Annotated in this window: 21 protein-coding genes and 1 riboswitch; of the genes, 16 read left to right on the top strand and 5 right to left on the bottom strand. The window is 72.7% G+C overall.

What is annotated here, in order from left to right; all coding sequences use genetic code 11:
- The first annotated feature begins 125 nt into the window (after positions 1 to 125).
- The 11 genes from NOSIN_RS01320 (at position 126) to NOSIN_RS01370 (ending at position 14,423) form a co-directional block, all read left to right on the top strand.
- Positions 126 to 2,381 (top strand): transglycosylase domain-containing protein, encoded by a 2,256-nt coding sequence (locus NOSIN_RS01320; RefSeq protein ID WP_077688983.1) that lies wholly within the window; start codon positions 126 to 128, stop codon positions 2,379 to 2,381.
- A 100-nt stretch (positions 2,382 to 2,481) separates the two neighbouring features.
- Positions 2,482 to 2,589, top strand: a riboswitch (TPP riboswitch).
- Positions 2,590 to 2,703: 114 nt separating this feature from the next.
- Positions 2,704 to 3,318 carry an ECF transporter S component gene (locus NOSIN_RS01325; RefSeq protein WP_077688984.1) on the top strand — a complete coding sequence of 205 codons (615 nt, stop codon included), beginning with the start codon at positions 2,704 to 2,706 and terminating at the stop codon, positions 3,316 to 3,318.
- Positions 3,319 to 3,321: 3 nt separating this feature from the next.
- Positions 3,322 to 4,920 (top strand): ABC transporter ATP-binding protein, encoded by a 1,599-nt coding sequence (locus NOSIN_RS01330; protein ID WP_077688985.1) that lies wholly within the window; start codon positions 3,322 to 3,324, stop codon positions 4,918 to 4,920.
- Complete coding sequence (locus NOSIN_RS01335) at positions 4,913 to 5,713, top strand: energy-coupling factor transporter transmembrane component T family protein (RefSeq protein WP_077688986.1); 801 nt, start codon at positions 4,913 to 4,915, stop codon at positions 5,711 to 5,713. The genes NOSIN_RS01330 and NOSIN_RS01335 overlap by 8 nt, the downstream gene beginning before the upstream one ends.
- A 35-nt stretch (positions 5,714 to 5,748) precedes the next feature.
- Complete coding sequence (locus NOSIN_RS01340) at positions 5,749 to 6,555, top strand: enoyl-CoA hydratase/isomerase family protein (protein WP_077688987.1); 807 nt, start codon at positions 5,749 to 5,751, stop codon at positions 6,553 to 6,555.
- A 386-nt stretch (positions 6,556 to 6,941) separates the two neighbouring features.
- A complete protein-coding gene (locus NOSIN_RS01345; RefSeq protein ID WP_077688988.1) occupies positions 6,942 to 9,221 on the top strand; it encodes a serine/threonine protein kinase in 2,280 nt (759 codons plus the stop codon).
- A gap of 416 nt (positions 9,222 to 9,637) precedes the next feature.
- Entirely contained in the window at positions 9,638 to 10,417 is a 780-nt protein-coding gene (locus NOSIN_RS01350; protein ID WP_193371927.1) for an electron transfer flavoprotein subunit beta/FixA family protein, read from the top strand.
- Between the two features lie 33 nt (positions 10,418 to 10,450).
- Positions 10,451 to 11,395: an electron transfer flavoprotein subunit alpha/FixB family protein gene (locus tag NOSIN_RS01355; RefSeq protein ID WP_077688990.1), complete on the top strand. Its 945-nt coding sequence runs from the start codon at positions 10,451 to 10,453 to the stop codon at positions 11,393 to 11,395.
- 123 nt (positions 11,396 to 11,518) lie between these two features.
- On the top strand, positions 11,519 to 12,397 hold the full coding sequence (ligD, locus tag NOSIN_RS01360; RefSeq protein WP_077688991.1) for a non-homologous end-joining DNA ligase: 879 nt from the start codon (positions 11,519 to 11,521) through the stop codon (positions 12,395 to 12,397).
- Between the two features lie 126 nt (positions 12,398 to 12,523).
- The gene (locus NOSIN_RS01365; RefSeq protein WP_077688992.1) at positions 12,524 to 12,805 is read left to right on the top strand and encodes a hypothetical protein; all 282 of its coding nucleotides are present in this window, start codon (positions 12,524 to 12,526) and stop codon (positions 12,803 to 12,805) included.
- 133 nt (positions 12,806 to 12,938) lie between these two features.
- Complete coding sequence (locus tag NOSIN_RS01370) at positions 12,939 to 14,423, top strand: aldehyde dehydrogenase family protein (protein WP_077693335.1); 1,485 nt, start codon at positions 12,939 to 12,941, stop codon at positions 14,421 to 14,423.
- A 107-nt stretch (positions 14,424 to 14,530) separates the two neighbouring features.
- Here NOSIN_RS01370 and NOSIN_RS01375 read toward each other — a convergent pair whose 3' ends face one another.
- A complete protein-coding gene (locus tag NOSIN_RS01375; RefSeq protein WP_077688993.1) occupies positions 14,531 to 15,292 on the bottom strand; it encodes a class I SAM-dependent methyltransferase in 762 nt (253 codons plus the stop codon).
- Complete coding sequence (locus tag NOSIN_RS01380; RefSeq protein WP_077688994.1) at positions 15,289 to 16,023, bottom strand: class I SAM-dependent methyltransferase; 735 nt, start codon at positions 16,021 to 16,023, stop codon at positions 15,289 to 15,291. Before NOSIN_RS01380 ends, NOSIN_RS01375 begins: the two co-directional genes overlap by 4 nt.
- Before the next feature lie 176 nt (positions 16,024 to 16,199).
- Here NOSIN_RS01380 and NOSIN_RS01385 point away from each other — a divergent pair, with 176 nt between their 5' ends.
- The gene (locus NOSIN_RS01385; protein ID WP_077688995.1) at positions 16,200 to 18,275 is read left to right on the top strand and encodes a hypothetical protein; all 2,076 of its coding nucleotides are present in this window, start codon (positions 16,200 to 16,202) and stop codon (positions 18,273 to 18,275) included.
- 166 nt (positions 18,276 to 18,441) lie between these two features.
- Here NOSIN_RS01385 and NOSIN_RS01390 read toward each other — a convergent pair whose 3' ends face one another.
- Complete coding sequence (locus tag NOSIN_RS01390) at positions 18,442 to 19,758, bottom strand: acyltransferase family protein (RefSeq protein ID WP_077688996.1); 1,317 nt, start codon at positions 19,756 to 19,758, stop codon at positions 18,442 to 18,444.
- Positions 19,759 to 19,929: 171 nt separating this feature from the next.
- On the opposite strand from NOSIN_RS01390, the gene NOSIN_RS01395 reads away from it, so the two are divergent.
- The 4 genes from NOSIN_RS01395 (at position 19,930) to NOSIN_RS01410 (ending at position 24,033) form a co-directional block, all read left to right on the top strand.
- A complete protein-coding gene (locus NOSIN_RS01395) occupies positions 19,930 to 20,853 on the top strand; it encodes a DUF3068 domain-containing protein (protein WP_077688997.1) in 924 nt (307 codons plus the stop codon).
- 72 nt (positions 20,854 to 20,925) lie between these two features.
- The gene (locus NOSIN_RS01400) at positions 20,926 to 21,861 is read left to right on the top strand and encodes a decaprenyl-phosphate phosphoribosyltransferase (protein ID WP_077693336.1); all 936 of its coding nucleotides are present in this window, start codon (positions 20,926 to 20,928) and stop codon (positions 21,859 to 21,861) included.
- Positions 21,858 to 23,225, top strand: a complete 1,368-nt coding sequence (locus NOSIN_RS01405; protein WP_077688998.1) for an FAD-binding oxidoreductase — start codon at positions 21,858 to 21,860, stop codon at positions 23,223 to 23,225. The genes NOSIN_RS01400 and NOSIN_RS01405 overlap by 4 nt, the downstream gene beginning before the upstream one ends.
- Before the next feature lie 55 nt (positions 23,226 to 23,280).
- On the top strand, positions 23,281 to 24,033 hold the full coding sequence (locus tag NOSIN_RS01410; protein WP_077688999.1) for a decaprenylphospho-beta-D-erythro-pentofuranosid-2-ulose 2-reductase: 753 nt from the start codon (positions 23,281 to 23,283) through the stop codon (positions 24,031 to 24,033).
- 12 nt (positions 24,034 to 24,045) lie between these two features.
- Here the strand turns inward: NOSIN_RS01410 and NOSIN_RS01415 are convergent, their stop codons facing one another.
- A complete protein-coding gene (locus tag NOSIN_RS01415) occupies positions 24,046 to 25,410 on the bottom strand; it encodes an MFS transporter (protein WP_077689000.1) in 1,365 nt (454 codons plus the stop codon).
- Positions 25,407 to 26,384 (bottom strand): oxygenase MpaB family protein, encoded by a 978-nt coding sequence (locus NOSIN_RS01420; protein ID WP_077689001.1) that lies wholly within the window; start codon positions 26,382 to 26,384, stop codon positions 25,407 to 25,409. The genes NOSIN_RS01415 and NOSIN_RS01420 overlap by 4 nt, the downstream gene beginning before the upstream one ends.
- Positions 26,385 to 26,465 lie beyond the last annotated feature (81 nt).

Raw genomic sequence — 26,465 nt, forward strand, 5'->3', positions numbered from 1 at the left:
AAGCTTTTCGGTGACACGCCCGTTTTGACGGTTTGCCCTTTGCACCCCTTATGCGAGCGTGGTCTGTGGACGACCCTGCCCGTGTGGTCCGCGGGCCGGGAGGTACACGGCCGTAGGGGGGCGATGTGACGGAGCCGAACCAGCGCCCGCCGCGCGGATGGCGGCGAAACCGGGCCTCGCGGGGAAGGGAGCGCACCGCCTCCCCGCGCGCAGGGCTGCGGAAGGCGGTCCCGAAGCGGTGGGCCGCGGTACCGGGAGTGAGCCGGCGGGTCGCGGTTCTGCGCGGGAGACTGGCGGAACCGGTCCCGGGCGGGACGAGGAAGGACGTGCTCCTGCGTCTGACGGGGACGAGCGCGGTCGCCGGGCTGCTGTCGGCGGCACTGGTCATGCCGTGGGTGGGTGGAGCCGGGCTGGTGGCCAGGGACTCGGCGGCGGCCTTCATGGACATGTCCGGAAACCTGGAGATACAACCCCTGGCAGAGCGGGTCCTGCTCACCGACGCGGACGGCGACCCGATCGCGGAGGTCGCCGAACGCGAGCGCGACGTGGTGCCCCTGGACGAGATGAGCCCCTGGGCGCCGGCGGCGCTCATGGCGATCGAGGACGAGCGCTTCTACGAGCACGGCGGACTGGACCTGCGCGGCACGTTCCGCGCCGCGGTCCGCACCGCCATGGGCAACACCCAGGGCGGGTCCACCATCACCCAGCAGTACGTGAAGAACCTGCTCATCGAGCAGGCCGACGGCGAGGAGGAGGTGGAGGACGCCACCGCGCAGACCCTGGGGCGCAAGGTCCAGGAACTGCGCTACGCCGTCGACATCGAGGAGCGGCTCACCAAGGACGAGATCATGGAGGGCTACCTCAACCTCGCCTACTTCGGTCAGAACGCGTACGGCATCGAGATCGCCGCGCGGCGCTACTTCTCCGTACCGGCCTCGGAACTGGATCCCGCGCAGGCCGCCACGCTCGCGGGAATGGTGCGGGCCCCGTCGTACTACGACCCGATCACCCGCCCCGAAGCCGCCACGAAGCGCCGCAACATGGTGCTGGACCGGATGGTCGACACCGGGTACCTGGAGGCGCAGGAGGCGGAGAAGTACAAGGCCCAAGAGCTGAAGGTGGACGTGACCCCGCGCGGCGGCAGCTGCTTCCACAGCGAGCAGCCGTTCTTCTGCGACTACGTCATGCACTGGCTGAGGGACTCCGACGCGCTCGCCGACACCCAGGAGGAGCGCGACAAGATACTCGAGAGGGGCGGTATCACCGTCCGCACCACGCTCGACACCGACATGCAGAAGGCCGCGGAGAAGGCGATCAAGAAGTACGTCCCCGGGGACGAGTCCACCAAGTTCGCCGCCGAGGTGCTGGTGGAGCCCGGTACCGGACGGGTGCGGGCGATGGCCCAGAACATGAGCTACGGCTTCGACGAGGAACCGGGCAACACCTCGATCAACCTGGCCGTGGACAAGGACGACGGCGGCTCCCACGGCTACCAGGCGGGATCGACGTTCAAGCCGTTCACCCTGGCCGCCGCCCTGGACGCCGGCCTCGGGTACGGCACCAGCTTCAACTCGCCCGAGAGCACGTCGGTCAGCGGGATGAGGAACTGCGAGGGCGGCAGGATGGCCACGTGGAACGTGAGCAACGCCGGTGAGAGCAGCGGGGGCACGCACAACATGGTCAGCGGGACCAAGGGGTCGGTGAACACCTACTTCGCCCAGTTGCAGGAGCGCGTCGGCCTGTGCGAGACCGCGCAGATGGCCGAGAAGCTGGGCATCCACCGCGCGGACGGCGCGGAACTGGGTGTGTGGAACTCCTTCACCCTGGGCGACCAGGAGGTCTCCCCGCTGACCCTGGCCGGCGCCTACGCCACCTTCGCCTCCCGGGGCACCCACTGCGAGCCGACCCCGGTGACCTCGATCAGGTTCGAGGGAGAGGACGGCAGGAAGGTCGAGGTGAAGCCCGACTGCGAGAAGGTGATCGAGACCAAGGTCGCCGACGGCGTCAGCCACCTGCTCCAGCAGACCTTCAAGGGCGGCACCACCAACGGCCTGGGGATCGGGCGCCCGGCCGCGGCCAAGACCGGTACCACCGACAGCGCGGCCTACGCGTGGTTCGCGGGGTACACCCCGAACCTGGTCGGGACCGTGGCGGTCGGCGACATCCGCGGCGGCGAGCAGCACCCGCTCCAGAACGTGAAGATCGGCGACCGCTACTACGGCATGGTCTACGGCGCCACGCTGCCCGGCCCGATCTGGCAGGCCACCATGGAGGAGGCCGTGGACGAGCTTCCGGAGGAGGACTTCGCGCCGTCACCGAAGACCTTCGGCGATCCCTCACCCGGCAGGCCGTCCGGATCCGGCGACGGCGGCGACGCCTGACGCCCTCACGGAGCCGCCGCGGGACCGGGTCGTCCGGGAAAAGACGAGGATCGTGGGGGCGAAAAACCCCACGATCCTCCTTTGTGCCCCATACTGGAGGAAGAACCGACAGGGGAGCGCGTGAGCGCTGAGAGTGCGGCACCCGGCCGCAGACCCTTACACACCTGATCTGGGTCATGCCAGCGAAGGAAGTCGTAGGAACCCGTCACCGGTGGCGTGCTCCCGCGCACCGGCAGTACTCCGGCCGCGCGTGGCACACTCCGTCGGTGCCGCTCTTGGCCACATGGCCCCTCGTCATCCCCCGACGAAGGGACAGCAGGACATGAAGAGGAACAGCACCGCGAGGACCGGTTTCCGGCAGGACGTCCTCGGCCGGCTGCGGAGCTGGCGCACCGTCGACATCGTCGTGGCCGCCGTCATCGGCGTCGCGGTCGGCGTCGTCTTCTGGCTCTGGAACATCGTCTGGTCGGTCACGACCCCGCTGTTCGTGGGATTCCCGCCCGCGCAGGCCGTCGTCTACGGCATGTGGCTGATCTCCGGCGTGCTCGGCGGCCTGATCATCCGCAAGCCCGGAGCCGCCCTGCTCACCTCGGTCGCCGCCGCCTCGGTGTCCGCGGTCCTGGGCACCCAGTGGGGGATCATGGTCATCCTCGACGGAACCCTCCAGGGCATCCTGCCCGAGCTGGTCTTCCTCGCCTTCGGCTACCGGCGGTGGGGCATGGGCGTGGCCGTGCTCGCCGCGGCGGTCGCGGGCGTCTCCCCCGCCATCCGGGACAACATCGCCTACAACGTCACCTGGCCGCTGCACTTCCAGATCGTGTACGGCGTCATCGTGGTGATCAGCGCCGCCGTCATCGCGGGCGTGGGCGCACGCCTCCTCACCACCGCCCTGGCCAGGTCCGGGGCCCTGGCGCCCTTCCCGTCGGCGAAGGGCTGACCCGTGGCGCGGACGAACGGGCGGACCGCCCGTCCCGGCGCGCGCGTGGAGCTGTCCGGCTGGGGCTGGCGGCACTCCGGGCGCGGGGAGCACGCCCTGCGCGGCGTGGACCTGGTCGTCGAACCCGGTGAGCGCGTGCTGCTTCTCGGCGCCTCCGGGGCGGGCAAGTCGACCCTGCTCCACTCGCTGGCCGGTCTGACCGGCCCGGACGGCGCGATCAGCGGCGACCAGGAGGGCAGCCTGCTCGTGGACGGCGAGCCCGCCGACCGGGGGCGGGGCGCGGTCGGCCTGGTCAGCCAGGACCCCGAGACGCAGCTGGTGATGGCGCGCGCGGGCGACGACGTGGCCTTCGGCCCGGAGAACCTGGGGATGGAGCCCGGGCTGATCTGGCCCCGGGTGCACGAGGCCCTGGACGCCGTGGGCTTTCCGTACGGGCCGCGCCACTCCACCGGCGCGCTGTCGGGAGGGGAGAAGCAGCGCCTGGTGATCGCCGGGGCGCTGGCCATGCGCCCCCGCCTGCTGCTGCTCGACGAGCCCACCGCCAACCTCGACCCGGCGGGGGCCGCGCTGGTGCGCGGCGTGCTCGCACGCCTGCTCGCCGAGACCGAGGCGACCATGGTGCTCGTCGAGCACCGCGTGGCCGAGGTGGTCGGCCTGGTGGACCGGGTCGTGGTCGTGGAGCCCGGCGGCGGCGTGGTCGCCGACGGGGACCCGGCCGCCGTGTTCGCCGGGCACGGGCGCTCACTGGCCGCACAGGGGGTGTGGGTGCCCGGGAACGAGCCCTCCCCCGAACTGCCTCCGGCGCCCGGGGGAGGAGCCCTGCTGGAGGCCGTGGACGTGGCCGCGCGCACCCCCTTCCAACTGGGTGTGCGCTCCGCGCCCCGGCGCGTGGTGCTCGACGGCGTGGACGCCACCGTGTCCGCCGGGACCGCGACCGCCCTGACCGGCCCCAACGGTGCGGGCAAGTCCACGCTGCTGACCATGCTGGCCGGGCTGTCCAGGCCCCACCGGGGACAGGTGCTGCCGCGCGGGCCGCTGGCCGGGGCCGACCGGCGCCCCCTCGCGCGCTGGCCCGCCCGGAGGCTGGCCCGGCACGTGGGCACGGTCTTCCAGCACGCCGAGGACCAGTTCGTCACCACCACCGTCCGCGACGAGCTGCGGTTCGCCCCGCTGCGCGCCGGGATGGGTGCGGCCGAGACCGACGCCTGGGTGGACGAGCTGATGGAGCGGCTGCGCCTGACCCGTCTGGCCGACGTGCACCCCTACACGCTCTCGGGCGGGGAGAAGCGGCGACTGTCGGTGGCCACGGCGCTCAGCTCCGGCCCCTCGCACGCGCCCGACGTGCTCGTGCTGGACGAGCCGACCTTCGGCCAGGACACCCGTACGTGGACCGAGCTGGTGGAGCTGCTGGGAGCCCTGCGGGCCGAGGGGAGGGCCGTGGTCATGGCCACCCACGACGGCCTGCTGCTGCGGCACCTGGCGGACGCGCGGGTGCGCGTGGCCGACGGCCGCGCCGTGTACGAGGCCGCAGTCCCGGAGCCGGGAGCGGCCGAGCCCGTCGCCGCGCGGGGCGGCGCGGGAGTGAGGAGGACCCGTGGGTGACCGGCGGACCGCGGACGACCGGCGGACCCCGGGCGGGGACACGCTGACCCTGGACGCGCCGGAGGACGGCGGGTTCCGTTACTGGCTCGTCGGGCTCAACCCCGCCGCCAAGCTGCTCGCCGCCCTGCTCCTGGGCCTCGGCCTGGTCCCGGCCGTGGACGCCGTGACCGGCGGCGTGGTGCTGGCGGGGGCCCTGCTGCTCCTGCCGTTCAGCGGGATCGACCGGCGCACCCTGCTCGTCCTGGGCGGCCCCTTCCTGCTCATGGGGCTCTCCAACGGCCTGGTCAACTACCTGTACGGCGAGCACGGCGCGGAGGGGGCCCTGGGCGCTGCGGTGCGCCTGCTGGCCATCGCCCTGCCGGGCCTGATCGCGGCCGTGAGCAGCGACCCGACGGAGATGTCCGACGGGCTGGTGCAGCGGCTGCGGGTGCCCGAGCGGCCCGCCATGGGCGTGCTGGCGGCACTGCGCCTCGTCCCGCTGCTGGCCGACCAGTGGCGCACCATCACACTGGCGCGGCGGGCGCGCGGGCTGGAGGCCGGACGCAACCCCGTGCGGATGGTCACGCTGTTCTTCGGCCGCCTGTTCGCCCTGCTGGTGCGGTCCATCCGCACCGGGACGCTGCTGGCCACGGCGATGGACGCCCGCGCGTTCGGCACCGGGCCGCGCACGCGGGCCAGGCGGAGCCGCTGGCGCCGGGCGGACACGCTGCTGCTCGCGGGCGCGGCCCTGCTCCTGGTGGCGGCGTACACGCTGTCCGCCCGGCTGGGCACCCTGGTGCTGCTCTTCTCCTGAACCTGGTGGTAGGCAGTTCAGGACACCGACGTCGAATGGAAGAGGTGGGGATCGTGGGCGAGTTCGTTCGCGTGGAGACCGACCCGGACCACCCGGGTGTGGCCGTGATCAGGCTGGACAGACCGAAGGTGAACGCGCTCAACGCCGCGATGACGGCCGAGATCGCCGACGCCGCGAAGCAGGTGTCCACCGACCCGGACGTGCGCGCCGTGGTGGTCTACGGCGGCGAGCGCGTGTTCGTCGCGGGCGCCGACATCAAGGAGATGGCGGACCGCACCGCAGCCGAGATGCGCGAGTACGCGCGCAACCTGCAGGGCGCGCTGACCCTGGTGGCGCGCGTTCCCAAGCCGGTCGTGGCGGCCGTCACCGGATACGCGCTGGGCGGCGGCCTGGAACTGGCGCTGGCCGCCGACTTCCGGGTCGCGGGCGCGGGGGCGAGGCTGGGCGTGCCCGAGATCCAGCTCGGCGTGATCCCCGGCGCGGGCGGCACCCAGCGCCTGCCCCGCCTCGTGGGAGCGCCTCGGGCCAAGGAGATGATCTTCAGCGGCCGCCACGTGAAGGCGGACGAGGCCCGTGAGATCGGGCTGGTGGACGAGGTCGTCCCGGACGAGGAGGTCTACGGGGCGGCCGTGGCCCGGGTCGCGAAGTACGCCGACGGCCCGGCCGTGGCGCTGGCCGCCGCCAAGGAGGCCGTGGACCGGGGGATGGAGACCGACCTGGACACGGGCCTGGAGATCGAGCGCCTGCACTTCGCCGGGCTGTTCGCGACCGAGGACCAGAAGAGCGGTATGCGCAGCTTCGTCGAGCAGGGGCCGGGCAAGGCCTCCTTCGTCGGGCGCTGAGCCGGTCGGGCGCTGAGCCGGTCGGGCGGGGAGGGCGGATACCGTGAGGGGCCGCCCTCCCCGCCCCCTTTCCTCGGTTTCCCGGTGCGCGGAGGGACCTCCCTCTCCTCGGTGCCGGACGGTGACGGGAAGGACCCGGACCAACGTCCGCATCCGGCCAGTCCGGACGCGGAGGAGGGAACCGCGCACGCGAGTTTTCCGTCATACTCGTGGTGGTCGTCCGAGGACGGACGCACCGCCGGAGCCCCCTGGACGACCCCGGCGACGCGGAAGCGGCCGCACGGGCCCCGGACGGGCCACACAAGCCAAAGGTTGACCCATCCCCCCGGCCGATAAGCTGGACGTGGCGGTATGCGGTCTTTTGAGGGGATGAGTTCTCGATGGCAATGTCGGCAGGTTTCCCCACGGGCGAGGAGCTGCCGGAGCGCATCGGCCACTACGTGATCCGCCGCCGTATCGGACAGGGCGGCATGGGCGTGGTGTACCAGGCCGAGGACCCCCGGACCGAGCAGTTCGTCGCGGTGAAGGTCCTCAAACCCGAGGTCGCGGGGGACCACATCGCGCGGGCCCGGCTCGCACGCGAGGTCGAGACCATGCGCCGGGTGCACAGTCCCAACGTGGCCGAGGTCATCGACGCCGACACCCAGGCCGAGCTGCCGTGGGTGGTCACCGAGTACATCCCGGGCCCGACCCTGGACGCGACCGTCACCGACCACGGCCCGCTGCGCGGCCGCGCTCTCACCCGCTTCGTGACCGGCCTGGCCCGGGCGATCAAGGACATCCACGAGGTGGAGGTGATCCACCGCGACCTCAAGCCCGGCAACGTGATCATCTCCAACGGCGAGCCGATCGTCATCGACTTCGGCATCGCGCACGCCGTGGACGGCGCCAAGCTGACCCAGACCGGCACGTTCGTCGGCACGCCCAGCTACCTGTCCCCGGAGGTCATCGAGGGCACCGACCTGGGCCCGGCCACCGACATCCACGCCTGGGGCGGCACCGTCGCCTTCGCCTCCACCGGCCGCCCGCCCTACGGCGCGGGCTCCTTCGAGGTCATCTTCTTCCGCATCCTCAACGGCGAGATCGACATGGACGGGATGCACGAGGCGCTGCGGCCGCTGGTCAACCGCGCCGTCTCCCGCGACATGGCGAGGCGCCCCACGGCCGCGCAGCTGGTCGAGGAGACCGGCCGGCTCAACCTCGACCTGCCCTGGACCGAGGACGTCGGCGGCCGGCCCACCGGGCTGACCGGCAGCCACACCGTGTACAACCCGTCCGTGGGCGGACTTCCCGAGTCCGACCCCGCCGGCCGCGGTGGTGCGGGCGGCGCGGCCGCGGCGGGAGCCGCGGGTGCGGGACTCGGCGGCGCCGCCGGCTACCTGGCCGGGCGCGCGTCCGGGGGCGACGAGGGGTGGGGTCCCTCGCACACGAGCAGCGGGGCCAACCAGGCCGCCGCTTCCTGGTCCCTGCCCAAGGAGCCCCCGCACCAGACCTCCTCGGCCCACGCGAACGGCTGGGAGGGCGACCCGGAGGCCACGGACGACCTGTCGGGCGCCGCCGGCGACGCCCGGCGGGGCTGGGACGCCGACGAGGACGCGACCGACGACCTCGGGGGCGGCACCCAGCGGATCACCCCCAGCGGTTCCGACGACCTGGACGACCCGCAGGGAACCATGCGGATCAACCCGGTCGGCGCCGGGGACGACCTCGACGACATGCAGGGCACGCGGCGCTTCCAGCCGGGTGAGCCGTCCCGCGACGAGCCGCAGGGCACCATGATGATGGACCCCGTGGACGCGAACGGCTACGGGAACGACCACGGGTACCGCCCCGTCGCGGAGGACGAGGGGCACCAGGCCCCGCAGACCCAGTTCTTCAACACCCCGCTGCACAAGGGTGACTTCGGCGACATCCTCACCCCCGTGGGCGACGACCGCCACAGCGGCCGGACGCAGGAGTTCGAGGAGGACGCGTACGAGGAACGCGGCGGCTGGCTGAGCCGGTTCAGGCGCGGCAGCAACGACCGGATGGGCGACTACCTCCGGGGCGGCGACGACGAGTACGACGACGAGGAGTACGAGGCCGAGGCGTGGCGGATGCACCCGCTGGTGCTCATCCCCGTCATGCTCTCGCTGGCCGGTGTGGCCCTGTGGTTCCCGTGGTTCGGCATCCTGCTGGGCATCGTGGTCATCGCCGGACTGAGCGCCCTGGACGTGGTCAAGGCCGAGCACGCCCGCCGCCTGCAGACGCGCGGACCGCGCAGCTCCGACACCATGGTGGTGGCGCTGAGCTTCCCCTGGGCCTTCGGGCGCATGGTGCTGCGCACGGTCGGGTTCGGCCTGGTCTACCTGCTGGTCGGGGTCCTGGTCGGCATGGTCTACGCGCAGCTCGTGGAGACGGGCAACCACGGCGCCAACTACACCGGTTCGTTCGCCGTCTTCGTGATGGTCCTGCTCAGCTACATCATGCCGAGCGGGCGCGGGGCGCGGCACCAGGCGGTGTGGCTGGTCGAGCGGGTGCGGTTCCACAACCTGTACCTGTACATCGGCGTGGTCATCGGCATCCTGCTGCTGACCATGCTGATCATGTCCATCGGTCTGAGCGCGGCCCCCGCCTGGGCCCCGTGGGGCGGCCCGTCGGACTGGTTCGCTTCCGGTTCCGCCTAGACGTCGCCGTGGCGCCGGACGCCGCCGACGCCCTCCCTCCCGCCGCGGGGGAGGGCGTCGTCCTTTTCCTGACCGTCACCGGTGGTGTGACCGGTTCCGCAGGGACCCGTGGCGACTAGGGTGGAAACCGGGGCCGGATTCCCGTACCGGTGCCGTGAGCCGCGGCGAACGCCGGCGGCCGGTGCCGCGGGGGTGTCCGGGGTTGCCTCGGTCACACCGGGGGCCCCGGGTTGGCCTCCAAGCTACTAGCCAGTAACATTTGGCTGTATGAGCACACTGCGGGACCTGTCTGACATGAAGACGGCCCCGCCGTCGGATGACCGAACGGCATTCGGCATTGTTGGCATCACGGGGCGCGCCAGCGTCCGACCGCCGCACGGCGGATCCATGGAGTGCAGGGAGGTCGGCCACCGGCCATGAATATTGTCGTTTTGGTCAAGCAGGTCCCGGACACGGCGACCGAGCGGAAGCTCAACGCCGATGACAAGACGCTCGACCGCGCAGCGTCCGACGGCGTCATCAACGAGCTCGACGAGTACGCGATCGAGGAGGCCCTCCTTCTCAAGGAGAAGCACGGCGGCGAGGTCACCGTCCTGACGATGGGACCGGACCAGGCCACGGACTCCATCCGCAAGGCCCTGTCGATGGGCGCGGACAAGGCCGTCTTCGTCAACGACGACGCGCTCCACGGCTCGGACGCGCTCCAGACCGCCTACGCGCTCGCGCAGGCCCTGGGCACCATCGAGTACGACGTGGTCGTGCTGGGCTCGGAGTCCACCGACGCCCGTACCGGCGTCGTCGGCGCCGCGCTCGCCGAGTACCTCGGCCTGCCGCAGCTCACGTTCGCGCGCAAGGTCGACGTCGACGGCAGCACCATCAGGATCCAGCGTCAGACCGACTACGGCTACGACGTCGTCGAGGCCCAGCTCCCGGCGGTCGTCTCCGTGGTCGAGAAGATCAACGAGCCCCGCTACCCGTCCTTCAAGCTCATCATGCAGGCGAAGAAGAAGCCGGTCGACAAGAAGTCCACCGCCGACGCGGGCATCGACACCGGCAGGGTCGGCCTGGCCAACGCCGCCACCGAGACCGTCGACTTCGCCGCCGCGCCGCCGCGCGCCGCGGGCACGGTCGTCAAGGACGAGGGCGACGGCGCCGCCAAGGTCGCCGAATTCCTCGTCGAGAAGAAGTTCGTGTAGGTCCGGCGAGAGACTCAGGAAGGTTCAAGGATTATGGCTGAGGTCCTCGTCCTCGTCGACCACGTCGACGGACAGGTCAAGAAGGTCACCGCCGAGCTGCTCACCGCCGCCCGCCGTATCGGCGAGCCCGCGGCAGTGTGGGTCGGCGACGGTGCGGAGTCGGGCAAGGGCGCGCTGGCCGAGTACGGCGCGGAGAAGGTCTACGTGGCCCCGGCCGAGCTGGGCGACTACGTCGTCGCCCCCAAGGCCGAGCTGCTCGCCAAGCTCGCCCAGGACAAGGGCGCCGCCGCGATCCTGGTCTCGGCCACCGCCGAGAACAAGGAGATCGCCGGCCGCACCGCCGTCAAGCTGGGCTCCGGCGTGCTCACCGACGTCGTGGACGTCAACGCCGAGGTCGTCACCGAGCACAGCATCTTCGGTGGCGGCGTCGTCACCCACGCCCGCGTGCGCACCGGCGTGCCGGTCGTCGCCGTCCGTCCGAACTCCGTTCCGGCCGAGGCCGCCACCGGCGCCGCGGTCGAGGAGGCCGTGTCGGTGGAGGTCTCCGAGGCCGCCAAGACCGCCAAGGTCGTCGAGCGCGTCTCCGAGGAGCAGGGCGAGCGCCCCGAGCTCACCGAGGCCGCGATCGTGGTCTCCGGTGGCCGCGGCGTCGGTTCCGACGACTTCTCCGTCGTCGAGAACCTGGCCGACTCCCTCGGCGCGGCCGTGGGCGCCTCCCGCGCCGCCGTCGACGCCGGCTGGTACCCGAACCAGTTCCAGGTCGGCCAGACCGGTAAGACGGTCAGCCCGAACCTGTACGTGGCCCTCGGTATCTCCGGCGCGATCCAGCACCGCGCGGGCATGCAGACCGCGAAGAACATCGTCGCGGTCAACAAGGACCCCGAGGCCCCGATCTTCGAGCTGGCCGACTTCGGCGTCGTGGGCGACCTGCACACGGTCGCCCCGCAGCTCACCGAGGAGATCAAGAAGCGCAAGTAGTACCGCGCGCCCGATCCCGAACGCCCGGCCAGGTCCTCCTGGCCGGGCGTTCGCGCTGTGGGGGGCCGTTTCCGGCGGTGCGGGCCGGGTAGGCGGGACGCACGGCGGTGAGCGGGAGGGCCGATGGCGACGGGATCGGCGAAGATACGCGCGGGGCGGCGCGTGGTGCGGGTGCGCAGGCCCGACAAGCCGCTGTTCGGCGAGAACGGTGCGACCAAGGAGGACCTGGCGGAGTACCACGCCAGGATCGCGCCCCTGATGCTGCCGCACGTGCGCGACCGGCCCGTCGCCCTGGAGCGGTTCCCGGACGGGGTCGGGGCGCAGGGCTTCTTCGTCAAGCACCCGTCGGTCCCGGACTGGGTGCGCACCGTGGAGACCAGCGGCGGGCGGATGATGGTGTGCCAGGACGCGGCGGCGCTGGTGTGGTGCGCGGACCAGGCGGCGATCACCGTGCACGCCTGGCAGTCCAGGGAGCCGAACCTGGGCCGCCCCGACCGTCTGGTGATCGACCTGGACCCCGCCGGCGACGGCCCGGAGGCCTTCGACGCCTGTAGGGCCGCCGCCCGGGACACGCGGGAGGTGCTCGACGACCTGGGGCTGGCCGCGTACGTGATGACCAGCGGGTCCAGGGGGCTGCACGTGCGCTCGCCGCTGCGCCCGGAGGTGGACGACCAGGGGGTCCGGCGCCTGGCGGAGGCGGTCGCGGGCCGGATCGCGGCCCGGCGCCCGGACGAGCTGACCACCGAGGTGCGCAAGGCCGCGCGGGGGGACCGGTTGTTCGTGGACTACCTGCGCAACGGCCTCGAACAGCTCGCGGTCGCCCCGTACTCGGTGCGTGCCAGGCCGGGCGCGCCGGTCGCGGCGCCGATCACCTGGGAGGAGCTGGACGGACTGGAGTCGGCCCGGGCGTTCACGATCGGCCTGGAAAGGGACGGGTGTCCGTTCGCGGGCATGGGGCGGCACGCCCGGTCCCCGCGCAGGGCCCTGGAGCGGCTGGGCTGAGGGGCCGGGAGGCGGGAGCGCCCCCGGCCGGGCGCACGGGAGGGCGGTGCCCACGGAAGAGGTGCCGCGCCTCCGGTTCCGCGTTACCGTGTTCCTCCGCGACGGAAGCGGTGGGGAGCGGCGGACATGGGACTGAGGAAGCGCCTGGGGGAGTGGTTCGGCGGGCGGAGGGAGGCCAGTCCCCCGGCGCCCGAGCGGCTCCGGGCGCAGGAGGAGCAGCGGACGCTGGACGCGATGCACCGGCAGATCGACGCCGTCCACGCCGAGCTCCTGCGGATGGGGGACACGCTGTCCCCGGAGGCGGCGCGCGTGGTGTCCGCTGAACCGCCGCGCTTCGCGACCGTGGAGGAGGCCCGGGCCCATATGCGGTGGATCCGCGCGGTGCTCGCCAAGGGCCTCGGGGGCTGAGACCGCACCGGTCCCGGGCAGGGCGGCCCCGAAAGTCGCTGAACAGTTGGCCAAGAGGCGGCAAGTCCCGTTGCCCGCGCACGGACGCCGGGCCACCGTGGCAGGCAGCGACGCCTACGCGGGGGAGATGCCGATGCACGCCGACCAGCGGCCGAGCGCCTACACGGGACTGGACCGCATGCCCATCGGAGGCCGGTGGCGCCACGGATCCTCCGGGACCGTCTTCCAGGACGTCAACCCCTACGACGACACGGTCCTCACCGAGATCCGCCTGGCCGACGAGGGCGACGTGGACCTCGCCTACCGGGAGGCGGAGAGGGCGTGGCCGGAGTGGGCGGCCACCCCGGCCACCGACCGCGCCGAGCTGTTCCTGCGGGCCATCCGCGTCCTGGACGCGCGCCGGGCCGAGATCGTCGACTGGCTCGTGCACGAGGCCGGCGCCGTCCGCGAGCGCGCCGAGTTCGAGTGGCGACTGGTGCGCAGCGGCATGGTCGAGGTCGCCTCCTACCCCACGCGGGTCACCGGCCGCATCCTGCCCGGCATCACCCCGGGCAAGGAGAACCGCGTCTACCGTGAGCCGCTCGGCGTCGTCACGGTGATCAGCCCGTGGAACTTCCCCCTCCAGCTCTCCCACCGCTCCGTCGCGCCCGCCATCGCCCTGGGCAACACCGTCGTCCTCAAGCCCGCGGAGAACACCCCGGTCACGGGCGGGCTCCTGCTCGCGCGGATCTACGAGGAGGCCGGCCTTCCTCCCGGCGTGTTCAACGTGGTCATCGGCAAGGGCGGTGAGATCGGGGACGCGCTCGCCACCCACGAGGCCTCCCGGATGATCTCGTTCACCGGGTCCACCGAGGTCGGCCGCCACATCTCCCGGCAGGCCCCGCTCAAGAGGCGTTCGCTCGAACTCGGCGGCAACGGCCCCCTGGTGGTGCTGGAGGACGCCGACCTGGACCTGGCCGCGGACGCCGCCGTGTTCGGCTCCTACTACCACCAGGGCCAGATCTGCATGGCCACCAACCGGGTCGTGGCCACCGCCGGCGTCCACGACGAGCTGGTCGAGCGGATGCTCGCGCGCGCCAGGAAACTGCGGGTGGGCGACCCCGCCGACCCGTCCACCCAGATCGGCCCCGTCATCGACGACGACCAGCGCGACGGCATCCGGGACCTGATCACCCGGTCCGTCGAACAGGGCGCGCGGCTCCTGCTGTCCGGAGAGCCGGGCGGTCCGGCGGGCAGGGTCCTGCCGCCCCACCTGCTGCTCGCCTCCAACGAGGCTCCCAGCGCGTCCGAGGAGGTGTTCGGCCCGGTGGCCACGGTGATCCGGGCCGAGGACGAGGAGGACGCGCTGCGCATCGCCAACGACACCGAGTACGGCCTGTCCAGCGCGGTGTACACGCGCGACGCCGAACGGGGGGTGCGGTTCGCCCGCCGCATGCAGGCGGGCATGACCCACGTCAACGACGCCACGCTCAACGACGAGGCCAACACCGCGTTCGGCGGCGAGAACCACTCCGGGCTCGGGCGCTTCGGCGGCGAGTGGGCGATCGAGGAGTTCACCACCGACCACTGGATCAGTCTCCAGCACACGCTACGCAGGCTGCCCTTCGGCCTCGACTGACCGGGGAGGCGCACCGGTGCGTGTTCCACCACGGTGATCTTGCTCCCAGTGGCACTGTCGACGCTCCACAGTGACGCCAGGAGCAAGATCACCGCCGGCAGGCGCAGTCAGCGCCTGCGCAGCACCAGCAGCAGGTTCCAGGTGACGATCTCGCGCAGCAGGGGTACGCGCACGACCGGTTTGGCCCACCCGGGCAGGTAGCGGGGGCGGACGTCCACCACGTCCACGTCGGAGCGTCCGCGCGTCCAGCGCAGCATCTCCTTGGCGTGGGCGGCGTACATGGTGCGGCCGAAGTCGTTCTTGGGCCGCCTCCCGTGGCGCCGCGCGAACCGCTCGGCCGCGTACGAGCCGCCCAGGTAGTGCCAGGGAGAGGTCTCGTGCCCGCCCCACGGCGACAGCCACAGCGTGTACGACAGGTACACCAGCCCGCCGGGCCGGGTCACCCGCACCATCTCGTCGGCCATCCGGATCCGGTCCGGCACGTGCTCCAGCACGTTGGAGGAGAAGCACACGTCCACCGAACCGCTGCGCAGCGGCAGTTCCAGGGCGCTGCCCTGGACGCCGTGGGCGTCGGCCTCACGGCCGTGCAGGGTCATCTCGTGGGCGTCGGAGTCCACGCACAGGCAGCGCGCCCCGGCGGCGCGCAACTCGTCGGCGAAGTAGCCGGGTCCGCCGCCCACGTCCACCACGAGCCTGCCGTCCAGGGGGGTGTAGGAGCGCAGTTGGGCGGCGGTGTCGCGGGCCAGGGTGCCGTAGAAGCGGGCGGGGTCGGTCTGCTCCACGCGGAAGGCGGCGAACAGTCCCGCCGAGCGGCCCAGGGTGGCGCGGAAGGGGACGGTGCCGTCGGCACGGGCGGCCTCGCCGGTCACGCCGGGCCCTCCATCACCACGTAGTGGCGCAGGTGGCGCCAGTGGTCCCCGCCCCAGTACTCGTCGGAGGCGGCGATCCGGCCGTTCGCGACCAGCGCGGCGATGCGCTCGGCGGGCAGGGTGTGCATCCGCATCGGCGCCGGGTAGCGCAGCAGCGTCCGCTGCGCCAGGGCCACCAGCGGCCACGGCGCGTACCGGAACACCATCCCCTTGAAGGTGCGCCGTTCGGACTCGGGCACGCCCAGGACCATGGCACCGCCGGGGCGCACCACCCGCGCGAACTCGCGCACGTAACCCTCGGCCAGGTCGGGCGGCAGGTGCTGTAGGACCAGGTCGGTGTAGACCAGGTCGAACGAGTCGTCTTCGAACATCGACAGGTCCGGGCGCTCGTTCAGCTCGAACCTGATCCGGCCGCCGGAGCGGTCCAGGCGGCGGGCCTCCGCGAGCATCGGCGCGGAGATGTCCACTCCCACGACCTCGTCGAAGTGCGCGGCCAGCGCGTTGGACAGCCGTCCCGCGCCGCATCCGAAGTCCAGTACCCGGCCGCCCCCGGGGCGGATGCCCAACTCCTCCAGTCGTGCGACGGACGGGTCGACGTCGGCCCGCCCGGAGGCGAGGAACTCGTCGTCGTCCCAGCCGCCGTCCCGTCTGCCGGGGTCCACGCACACCGCCCACAGGGGTTCGGTGGAACCCAGCCGGGTCCAGTCACGGCGGACCTGTTCGAGTCCCACCGGCCATCACCTCCACGGTGCTCATGACCCCGGCGGGACACGATTCTGCATCGTGTTCCTGTTCTGGGTGTGCGGACCCAAAGGGCCTGCGAAAGGGTCAGGGAAGAAAGTGGAACGTGTTGTATTCTGGCACCCATCTTCTGGGTTGGCCAACCTCTGCGGCGGGAGGGAAATCGATGTCGCCTGTTCCCCCCACGGCGAGTGGGCACGGGGGCTCCGGTGCCGGAACCCCGGCGGCGGTACCCGCCAAAGCCCCGGACGGGCCACCCAGGGTACGCCGTCCGGTCGAGGAGCCCGACGAGCAGGGCCCCGGCCTCGGTGAGCTGGCCCGGGCGGCGCTGGCCACCGGGCGGCGCCTGGCGCGCGACCGCCTGGTCCTGGCGGGACTGCTGGTGGTGGCGGTGGCCGTCGGGCTCAGGCTCCACGTGCTCGGCGAGTCCCACTTCGTGGAGGACGACTACCTCTTCTTCGCCAAGGCCTACGCCAACGACCTGGGGCCGGACTACCTGTTCAGCCTGCACAAGGGCCACCTGATGCCGGGCGCCCTGTTCCTGGTCTACCTCCAGACCGCGTTCTGGCCCTACGAGTGGTGGGTCAGCGCGGGTTCGATGCTGGCCCTCCAGGCCGCCGCCATGCTGGTCTTCCTCCGCCTGCTGTGGGAGCTGTTCGGCCGCCGCTGGGCGCTGCTGGTCCCGCTGACCGTGTACGCGCTGGCCCCGCTGACCGTCCCCGTCCTGGGCTGGTGGTCGGCGGCGCTCAACGCGGTCCCCCTCCAGTTGGCCATGGCGCTCGCCCTGCTGTGGACCGTGCGCTACCTGCGCACCGAGGACCTGCGCGTCGCCTGGTGGGCGGGCGGCGCCGTCGTGTTCGGCATGCTGTTCACGGTCAAGGCGGTGTTCCTGCCGCTGCTGCTGTTCGCACTGGCCGCCTCCCACCTCTACCCCGGCGGCCCGATCGCCGGGGCCCGCCGCGCCTGGGCGCTGCACCGGCCGTTCTGGGCGGTGATGGGCGGCCTCTTCACCGCCTATATGGTGTTCTACCTGGTGCGGACGCGGGTGGAGGAGGGCGGCGAGGGCGCGAGCGTGCCCGAGAGCGGTCCCGCGCTGGCGCTGCTGCGCGGACTGCTCACCGAGGTGTTCCCGATCGGTGCCCTGGGCGGCCCTCTGGAGTGGGGGCCCGTCACCCCCGCGGGCGGGCTCATCGACCCGCGCGGCGTGATGGTGCTGGGCGCCTGGGCCGTGTTCGCGGCGATCGTGCTGGTCAGCCTGTGGATGCGGCGCGGGTCGTGGCGGGCGTGGGTCCTGCTGCTGGGCTACGTGGTGGTCGTGGACGTCATTCCGACGGTCATCGCGCGGGGCCGGGCCCACGACGTGGCCTCCATCGACCCCCGGTACGTCGCGGACGCGGCGCTGGTGTTCGCGCTGTGCCTGGCCCTGGCCTACCTGCCCGCCCGGGAGGAGAGGGCGCGCGCCCTGGTCGGCGGGGCGGGGGCGGGCGCGGCCCCGACGGCGGCGCCCTACCGGACGCGGCCCCGGCGCGGAGCCAGGACCGCCGCGGTACTGGCGACGGTGGTGTACGCGGCGGCGGCGGGCTACTCCACGCACACCTACGCGCAGACCCTGAGCGGCGACCGCCTCCAGCGGTACCTGGACACGGTGCGGACGTCGCTGGAGGACGTCCCGGAGGAGGGCGGCCTGTACGCGCGCCCGGTCCCGGAGGACGTGGTCCTGGACTGGAACGGCGCGCGCCGCCTGAGTTCGTGGGTGCTGACGCCGCTGGCCCCGCCCGAGGTCGCCCGGCGGATGACCGTGCCCGAGGCGTCCGGCACCGCCTACGTGTTCGACGGTTCGGGCAGCCTGGTCCCGGCGCGGCCCGCCGACGGCAGTGCCGTGTTCGTCCCCGGACCGGGGGACGACTGCCTGGAGCCCTGGAAGGGGATGATGGCCTGGCCGGTGCTGGCGTACGGCGGTCCCACCCAGATCGTCACCTTCGGCTACACGTCCGAGAAGGACGTCGGCGCGGTGGTGGCGCTCGGCAGCGACTGGATCGAGGTGGACCTGCCCGCCGCGCCGGAGGACGGCACCTGGCACGTACCGGTGGGCGCGTCCGGGGAGAAGCTGTCGCTGTTCCTGCCCGAGGCACCCGAGGACCGGGGCGGGCTGTGCCTGGACTGGGTGTCGGTGGGCGGGATGGCGCCGGCCGCGGAGGGCGACCCGTGGGTGTCGGAGGAGGACGACCGCGCCGGAGGCTAGGCCGTGTCCCCTTGGGGGTCCGCTGCGCCGCGCCTCGTGCTCGGACGCCGAGGGCAGGGACCCTCGGCCCGCGGTGCGTCCGCTCCTGCCTCACGGGCGCGTCCCCAGGACCCCGTCGGCGCCCGCGCCACCCCCGGCGGCACAGGGCCGGTCCACCGGACAGGCCCTAGACCTTGGGCGCTCCGGCCCCCCGCTGGAAGAACCGGTGGGACCAGCGGCGGCTGGGCTCCTCCACCCACCGGTGCGTCGCCATGGCGAACAGGATCGTTCCGGCCGTCACCGGCACCGCGTCCAGCCAGAACGACCCGGTGTAGATCTCCTGCCCGGTGAAGTCGCGCCACAGGTACAGCACCATGAACTGCCACAGGAACACGCCGTAGGAGATCCGGGCGAGGAACTGGCACACCCGGTGCCGCAGCAGCGCCTCCATCCACCGGCCGTCCCGCCAGGCGGCGGCCCGACGCAGCGGAACCGGCGCCGAGGCCGGGCGCGGGGCCAGCGCGGCGGGCGCGACCAGGAAGAACGCGAATCCGATCCCGGTCAGCGAGTGCACCGCCGACGTCCAGATGTCGCCGGAGCCGATGAACCGGCTCCCCGCGGCGTCGGTGGCGTTGAGGACGAAGAACCCGCCCGCGAGCAGCCAGCACACCCCCGGGGAGGCGGCGACGGTCCGGCAGAAACGGCGCACCGGGCCGTCCGCGCCGGGTTCGCGCCAGGCCCACTCCGAGAGCACGGCCAGCGCCATCCCGGCCGCGAACAGGCCCATCGTCCGGGGCAGCCAGGTGTGCATGTACGCGTGCGGCTCGGGATGGAACTGCGGGACCAGCGCGGCCAGGCCCAGTACCGCCATCACGGCCAGGCCGGCGAGCAGGCGTGCGCCCCTGGCGTCCACGCTTCGGCCCCGGCGCGCCCACAGGGCCAGGAGCAGGCCGAACAGCGGAAGCAGCAGGTAGAAGCTGACCTCCACCGACAGGCTCCACATCTGGCCCAGGCCGTAGGGTCCGGTGCCGAACCACGAGGGGTCGGTGTTGAAGGGGAAGGTCAGGGTGAGGACCTCCCACCAGTGCCTCGGTGAGTCGATCTCGTCCTCGGCGTAGACCAGCAGCGCCGCCACGGCCACCACCCAGTAGGCGGGGAGCACTCGCGCGGCACGGCGCCACAGGTAGGGGCGGGCGCGCGGTCCGCGCACACCGTCCAGGGCGGCACGGGCCCAGGGCCGGTACAGCAGCACGCCGGAGAGGGCGAAGAACAGGGGCACGGCCAGGTCGAGGGAGGCCAGCAGCCCGCCGTACACGCCCGGGGCCAGGGCCTCGCCCGTCTCGGAGGCGACGTGGAAGACCAGGACCATGAGGGCGGCCACGGCGCGGATGCCGTCGAGGGCCTCGTGGCGGCCGTCGACCTGGGGGAGCACCAGCCGGGGATCGGCGGCCCGGGAGGGGACGTGCACGTCGCGGTCCTCGGGCGCGGAGGAGTGGGGCGCCATGGGCCTTCCAGAGGGAGGAGGAGCCAGAACGCGTTGCACTAGAACGTGTTATAAAAATTTCGACACGCCCTGGTGACGTCGTTCCCTACTGGGCAGTACTCTACCCGGAACTGGACCTAGTTCCACTAGACCCAGTTCCAGATCTGGACTCTCATACGCCCAGGAGGGCACATGCGCCGTACCGTTGCGGTCGTTCTCGTCGCGTTTGGGGTCTTCTTCCTCGCCCTTGCCCCCATGACGCGCACGTGGTTGTCGAGTTCCCTGATGAAGACCCCTCTGGACTACTACAGCCAAACGGTCCTCACCGCGGAGGGGGCCACCTACTTCAACATCGAGGACGTGGAACTCGTCGAGGACGCCGCACTGGAGGCCACCTCGACCATTCGGGCCGACGTGGCCTCCAGCACCGACGAGACGGTGGTGTGGGACCAGTTCACCTGGGTCAAGGACGCCGAGACCGGCTTCGGCATCACCTCCAGCAGCCGCCGGGCCGGGCACGACCGCGTCACCGGGGAGGCGGTCGACTGCTGCGACTCCATGGTCAACGACGAGTCCGTCGTCCAGAGCGGGCAGGCGTGGAAGTTCCCCTTCTTCACCGAGCAGCGCGACCACGACTTCTTCGAGACCACCGTCGGTGAGGTCGTCCCCATGGAGTTCCGGGGGACCGAGGAGATCGAGGGCGTCGAGACCTACGAGTTCGTCCAGGAGGTCGACGGGGCCACCATCGGCGAGCGCACCCTGCCGCGCTCGGTGGCCGGGCTGGAGGGCGAGGGCGACGTCACCGGGGACGAGGTCTTCTCCATCACCCGCACCTACTGGATCGAGCCCGTCACCGGTTCCCCCCTCAAGATCAGCGAGGACCAGGAGCGCGTCGTCGAGGTGGACGGCGAGGAGGTGCTGACCCTGTTCGACGCCGAACTCGTCTCCAACGAGGAGTCGGTCCAGAACGCGGTCGAGAAGTCCGAGCGGGGCCGCACCATGCTCCCCCTGCTGCACACCACCCTTCCCATCGCCTTCCTCGTCGTCGGTGTCGGCTTCGTCGGCGCCGCGGTCGTGCTGTTCCTCACGGGTCGCCGCCATGTCCAGTACAGCTGAGCTCCGCACCCGTCCCTCGCCGGTGCGCCCGACCGGGCGTGCCGGCGCGTGTCCTTCCACCCCGGGCCTCTGATGACGGAGAGGACCCACGCCACGGGACCCGCGGCGGACGGGGCGCCGCGCGGTGACCGGGGAGCGGCCGCCGCGCTGGTCAGGGCGTGCCGGCCCCGGCAGTGGCTCAAGAACCTCCTCGTCCTGGCCGCCCCCGCCGCCGCCGGAGCGCTCGTCCGCCCCGAGGCGCTGCTGACCTGCGCGGCGGTGTTCGCCCTGTTCTGCGTGGCCGCGAGCGGCACCTACCTGCTCAACGACGTCAACGACGTGCACCGGGACCGCGCGCACCCGCGCAAGCGCCACCGGCCGGTCGCCTCCGGCACGCTCCCCGTCCCGGTGGCTGTCACGACGGGGATCCTGCTCTGCGCCGCCGCGCCGCTGGCCTCCCTGGCGCTGGGCAATCCCCCTCTCTCGGCCCTGGTCGCCGGGTACGTGCTGCTCACGCTGGTCTACACGCGCCACCTCCGGGACGTGGTGGTGTGCGACCTGGTCGCGGTCGCCGCCTGCCACGTGCTGCGCGCCGTCGCGGGCGGGGTGGCCGTCGGCGTGCCGCTGACCCCGTGGTTCGTCATCGTGGTGTCGCTGGCCGCGCTCCTGGTGGTGGTCGGCAAGCGCGAGGCCGAACTGCGCGCGGGCGGGGACGCGGCCGGGAGCGCGGACGCCGTCCGCCCGACCCTGCGCGGCTACACCGCCGCCTACCTGACCCAGACCCGCACCATGGCGTCGGCCGCCATGGTGGTCACCTACTGCCTGTGGGCACTGGACCAGAGCGAGGGGCCGCGGACGCTCTTCCACGCGGTGAGTATCGTTCCGTTCATCATGTTCGTCCTGCGCTACAACCTGCTCGTGGACCGGGGCGTGGGGGAGGAGCCCGAGGAGATCGCCCTGCGGGACCGTCCCCTGCAACTCGTCCTCGGCGCACTCGTGGTCCTGGTGGGACTGGGGATCTACCTGTGAACCGACCGGAACGGCGGACCCTCCTGAGCGGATGGGGGCTCACCTCGCCCACGGCCGCCCACGTGGTGCGTCCCCGCACCCCGGAGCAGGTGGCCGAGGCGCTCGCCCGGGCCGGGAAGCGCGGAGCGCTGCCGCGCGGACTCGGACGCTCCTACGGCGACGCCGCCCAGGACGCCGGGGGACTGGTGCTGGACTGCACCGGGCTGACCGGGCCCGTGCGCCTGGACACCGCACGCGGTGAGGTCACCGCCCCCGCGGGCACCAGCATGGACGGCCTCATCGCCCACCTGCTGCGCCGCGGCCGCTTCGTCCCCGTGACCCCCGGAACCCGCCACGTCACCCTGGGCGGGGCGATCGCCGCCGACGTCCACGGCAAGAACCACCCCGCCGACTCCTCCCTCGGGGCGCACGTACGCGCCCTCACCCTGGTCACGGCGGACGGGCGCACGCGCCGCCTGGGACCCGGCCCGGACGGCGGGGACCCCGAGCTGTTCTGGGCGACCGTCGGCGGTATGGGACTGACCGGGGTGGTCACCGAGGCGACCCTGGCCGTGTTCCCGGTCGAGTCCTCCTACATGCGGGTGGACACCGACCGGACCGGGAGCCTGGAGGACACCCTGGAGCTGATGGCGCGCGCCGGAGACCGGTACTCGGTGGCCTGGCTGGACCTGTTCGCCCGGGGCGGGGACCTGGGCAGGGGAGTGGTCACCCGGGCCCGCCACGCACGGGTGGGCGACCTTCCGCCACCGCTGCGCCGACAGCCGCTGCGGTACCGGAACGCGGGCGTGCCCGTGCCGCCCCTCACCCCGCCGGTGGGGACCGTGAACCGGTGGAGCGTCGGCGCGTTCAACGCCCTCCACCTCAGCAGGGCCCCCCGGCGCCGGCGCGGCCAGGTCCAGCCGCTGGCCTCCTACTTCCATCCGCTGGACGCCCTGCGGGGGTGGAACCGGATGTACGGGCGCCCCGGGGTGGTGCAGTACCAGTTCGTGGTGCCCTTCGGGGAGGAGGGCACCCTGGCGGGTGTCGCCGAGGGGCTGTCACGGGCACGGGTGCCCTCGTTCCTGGCGGTCCTCAAGCGGATGGGCGACCCGACGCCGGGGCCGCTGTCCTTCCCCCGGCCCGGGTGGTCGCTGGCCGTGGACCTGCCCGCGGACCTGCCCGGGCTCGGCGCCTTGCTGCGGGGCTTCGACGAGCGGCTGGTCGGGGCGGGGGGACGCCTGTACCTGGCCAAGGACAGCCGGGCCCGTGCCGAGACCGTGCACGCCATGTACCCGGAACTGCCCGCGTGGCGCCGGGTGCGGGAGCGGGCCGATCCGGACGGGGTACTGGTCTCCGACATGGCACGCCGCCTGCGGCTCCTGTGACACGGGGCCGGGCGGGGACACGATGACGACTGTTCAGGGAAGGCGGGGGAGCGCCGTGCGCGACTCGGTGGGATCGGTACGGAGTGTGCTGCTGCTCGGCGGACGCAGCGAGATCGGCCTGGCCATCGTCGAGCGGCTGGTCCGCGAGGGCGCCCGCGAGGTGGTGCTGGCGGCCCGGGGAGGGGTGTCCTCCACACCGGACGCGCTCACCGGGCTCGGCGCCGCCGTGCACTCGGTGGACTTCGACGCCGGCCTGCCCGACACCCACACCGGCACCGTGGCGGAGGCGGTGGCCCTGGTGGGCGACCTGGACGTGGTGGTGGCCGCCTTCGGGGTGCTCGGGGAGCAGTCCGAGTACGAGGCCGACCCGGCCGCCGCCGCCCGCGCCGCCGCGGTCAACTACACCGGGCACGTGTCCGCCGGACTGGCCGTGGCCGCGCGCCTGCGCGAACAGGGGCACGGAACCCTCGTGGTGCTCTCCTCGGTGGCGGGCGTACGGGTGCGCAGGTCCAACTTCGTGTACGGGTCGGCCAAGGCGGGCCTGGACGGCTTCGCGCAGGGGCTGGCCGACTCCCTGCACGGGTCCGGGGCGCGGGTGCTGGTGGTACGGCCGGGCTACGTGCCGACACGGATGTCCGCGCACGTGGAGCCCGCGCCGTTCCCGGCCACCCCCGGCCAGGTCGCGGACGCGGTGTCGTCCGGGCTGCGCTCGGGAGCCACGACCGTGTGGGCGCCGCGTGTGCTCCAGCCGCTCTTCACGGGCATGCGGCTGATGCCGCGCGCCCTGTGGCGCCGCCTGGGCCGCTGAGGGGCGCTGGGACTACCCCGCGTCCTCGGCGGTCAGCCGGTAGAACGCCAGCGGCACCAGGCAGCACAGCATCACCGCGGCTGGCACCAGCGTGCTGCCGACCAGCATGCCGAGCAGCGCCCCGTCGCTCTGCCGGACGACCTCGCCCGCGCCGGACTCGACATAGCCGCTCAGCGCCAGCGACAGCGACAGCAGGCCGGTGCCCACCGACTGCGCCATGGCCTCACCCGAGGTCCACACACCCGACAGCACCCCGCCCTGGCGCCGGCCCGAGGCGTCGGCGGCGGCCAGGCAGTCGGCCAGCATCGACCACGGCAGCAGCGTCGTCCCGGACAGGCCCACGCCCACCAGCGCGGAGGAGAGCACGGCGCAGGGGAGACCCCACAGGGGGATCATCAGCAGCCCCAGGGCTCCCAGGACGAACACCGCGGCCGAGCACCCGGCGGCACGGCGCTTGTCCACCCGTACCGACAGCCGCTTCCACAACGGGGCCGAGGCGATCAGCGGCACCAGTACGCAGACCATGAGGATGCTCGTGTATTCCGGTGCGCCCATGACGTTGGCCGTCACATAGGGAACACCGGCCACCATGGTCCCGCCCGCCGTGGCCATCAGCAGGTTGGCGGGGAAGAGCACCCGGAAGTGCCGGTGGGCGAAGGCCGTCCGCAGTTGGGTGAGCAGACCCTCGGTGCGGTGCGGGAACACCGGGCGCGGTGCCCGGCGCGTCCCCGCCACCGAGCCCAGCATCGACACCAGCACCACGCCGCCCATGGCCAGGCCCATCAGCCGGTAGCCGGACACGGCGTCCCCGGTGGCCGACTGCAGGACCGGGGCCAGGGCGCCGCCCAGCATCAGGGCGAGCCCCACGAACGCGGTCCGCCACGTGTTGAGCGTGGACCGCTCGTGGTAGTCGGAGGTGATCTCCCCGGGCATGGCGGTGTGCGGCACCTGGAACACCGACGACGCCAGCGCGGCGGCCACGAACACCACCGCCACGTATCCGGCGGCGGCGTCGCCCTCCAGCGGCGGACCGGCGAACATCGCGGCGAACAGCACCGGCAGGGTCAGCGCCCCGGCCAGCATCCACGGGCGGCGCGGTCCCCAGGACGACCGTGTCCTGTCTGACCAGATACCGATATACGGACTGACCAGAAGATCGATCAGTTTGGGCAGGAACACCACCAGCCCGGCCAGTGCGGGACCCACCGCCAGGGTGTCGGTCAGGTAGATCAGGAGCAGCAGCCCCGGCACCGTGTTGAAGATGCCCGTGGCCACCGCTCCGCTGCCGTACCAGGCGTGCACGGACCGGGGCAGCGGCGCGGCGTGCCCGCCGTGCGCGGCGGCGCCGGACGGTACGGGACCGACCGCGGCGGTCACGGACGGCCGTCCGCGGACGTCCCGGCCCGCGCGTCGTCCGCCCGGGGGGCCTCCTCCTCCCGGGTCTGCGCGGCGTACAGCTCCTCGTGGGCGACCGGGTCCACGTCGTGCGCCACCGGGCAGCCCTTCGGGAACGTGCCGATCCGGTTGACGTCGTACCCCTGCGGGTAGCTGCGGATGTTCGGGTTGCCGTCCGCCCACAGCGGCTCCTCGCGCGGCCTCATCCGGCGCACGACCCTGGCGCGCAGCTTCAGCGCGATGTCGGCCGCCCTGCGCCACGCCCTGCTGGGCGGGTCGTAGCGGAAGGTCTCGATGAGCGACTCGTCCAGGATCGCCATGGAGAACTTCCGGGCCGGCCCGGACACACGTGGCGGGTAGAAGCTCACCATCAGGTCGAGGGTGGAGTCGGAGACCGCGCGCCCGCCCTCGGTGTAGGCGAAGTGCTCGCGCTCGTAGGAGTCCATGAGGTCGCGGAACCGCTCGTAGGTCTCGGGGATGTCCTTGATCCCCATGTACTTTCCGAGCCGGCGGTAGTAGTTCGTGACAGCGGCGATCTCGTGGCCGGTCAGTCTGCGCCAGCCGTATCCGTAGTCGTTGAGCCAGCGCACGGGCATGACCACGAACGTGCTCAGGACGTAGCGGTAGTCGTCGTTGCTGATGTCGTAGGAGCGGTGCATCTGGTTCATCCGGCGCAGCGCGTCGCGTCCCCGGCCCGGTTCGAACCCGTACCGCATCATGTTGTTGAGGATCAGCGCGGTGTCGTCGTAGCGCTTCTGGGTGCTGCCGGTGAACTCGTTGGTCCTGCCGAGCAGCGCCCCGATGCTGGGCACGGCGTAGGTGCGGTACAGGGCGATGCCGAGTGCGCGGCCCATGTCCCAGGGGAACTCATGGGCGTTGAGGATCTGCATGATCCGTACGCAGTCGGCCTCGGCGTCCAGGCGGTGGATCTCGTCTCGGAAAGCGAAACGCTTCATTCGCGGGTTCCTTCGGGGAAGGGGATGGCACGGCGCTGGGAGCGCGCGATGGGGGTGGTGGGAGCTGTGGGGGCGCGAAGG

Origin of the sequence: Nocardiopsis sinuspersici (genome assembly GCF_001998325.1) — a bacterium.
Classification (GTDB): Bacteria; Actinomycetota; Actinomycetes; order Streptosporangiales; family Streptosporangiaceae; genus Nocardiopsis; species Nocardiopsis sinuspersici.

Excerpts from the sequence above, each read along its gene's own strand:
- NOSIN_RS01325 (WP_077688984.1), top strand. The coding sequence starts at position 2,704 with ATGAAGAGGAACAGCACCGCGAGGACCGGTTTCCGGCAGGACGTCCTC.
- NOSIN_RS01340 (WP_077688987.1), top strand. The coding sequence starts at position 5,749 with ATGGAAGAGGTGGGGATCGTGGGCGAGTTCGTTCGCGTGGAGACCGAC.
- NOSIN_RS01345 (WP_077688988.1), top strand. The coding sequence starts at position 6,942 with ATGTCGGCAGGTTTCCCCACGGGCGAGGAGCTGCCGGAGCGCATCGGC.
- NOSIN_RS01350 (WP_193371927.1), top strand. The coding sequence starts at position 9,638 with ATGAATATTGTCGTTTTGGTCAAGCAGGTCCCGGACACGGCGACCGAG.
- NOSIN_RS01355 (WP_077688990.1), top strand. The coding sequence starts at position 10,451 with ATGGCTGAGGTCCTCGTCCTCGTCGACCACGTCGACGGACAGGTCAAG.
- ligD (WP_077688991.1), top strand. The coding sequence starts at position 11,519 with ATGGCGACGGGATCGGCGAAGATACGCGCGGGGCGGCGCGTGGTGCGG.
- NOSIN_RS01365 (WP_077688992.1), top strand. The coding sequence starts at position 12,524 with ATGGGACTGAGGAAGCGCCTGGGGGAGTGGTTCGGCGGGCGGAGGGAG.
- NOSIN_RS01370 (WP_077693335.1), top strand. The coding sequence starts at position 12,939 with ATGCACGCCGACCAGCGGCCGAGCGCCTACACGGGACTGGACCGCATG.
- NOSIN_RS01385 (WP_077688995.1), top strand. The coding sequence starts at position 16,200 with ATGTCGCCTGTTCCCCCCACGGCGAGTGGGCACGGGGGCTCCGGTGCC.
- NOSIN_RS01390 (WP_077688996.1), bottom strand. The coding sequence starts at position 19,758 with ATGGCGCCCCACTCCTCCGCGCCCGAGGACCGCGACGTGCACGTCCCC.
- NOSIN_RS01395 (WP_077688997.1), top strand. The coding sequence starts at position 19,930 with ATGCGCCGTACCGTTGCGGTCGTTCTCGTCGCGTTTGGGGTCTTCTTC.
- NOSIN_RS01400 (WP_077693336.1), top strand. The coding sequence starts at position 20,926 with ATGACGGAGAGGACCCACGCCACGGGACCCGCGGCGGACGGGGCGCCG.
- NOSIN_RS01420 (WP_077689001.1), bottom strand. The coding sequence starts at position 26,384 with ATGAAGCGTTTCGCTTTCCGAGACGAGATCCACCGCCTGGACGCCGAG.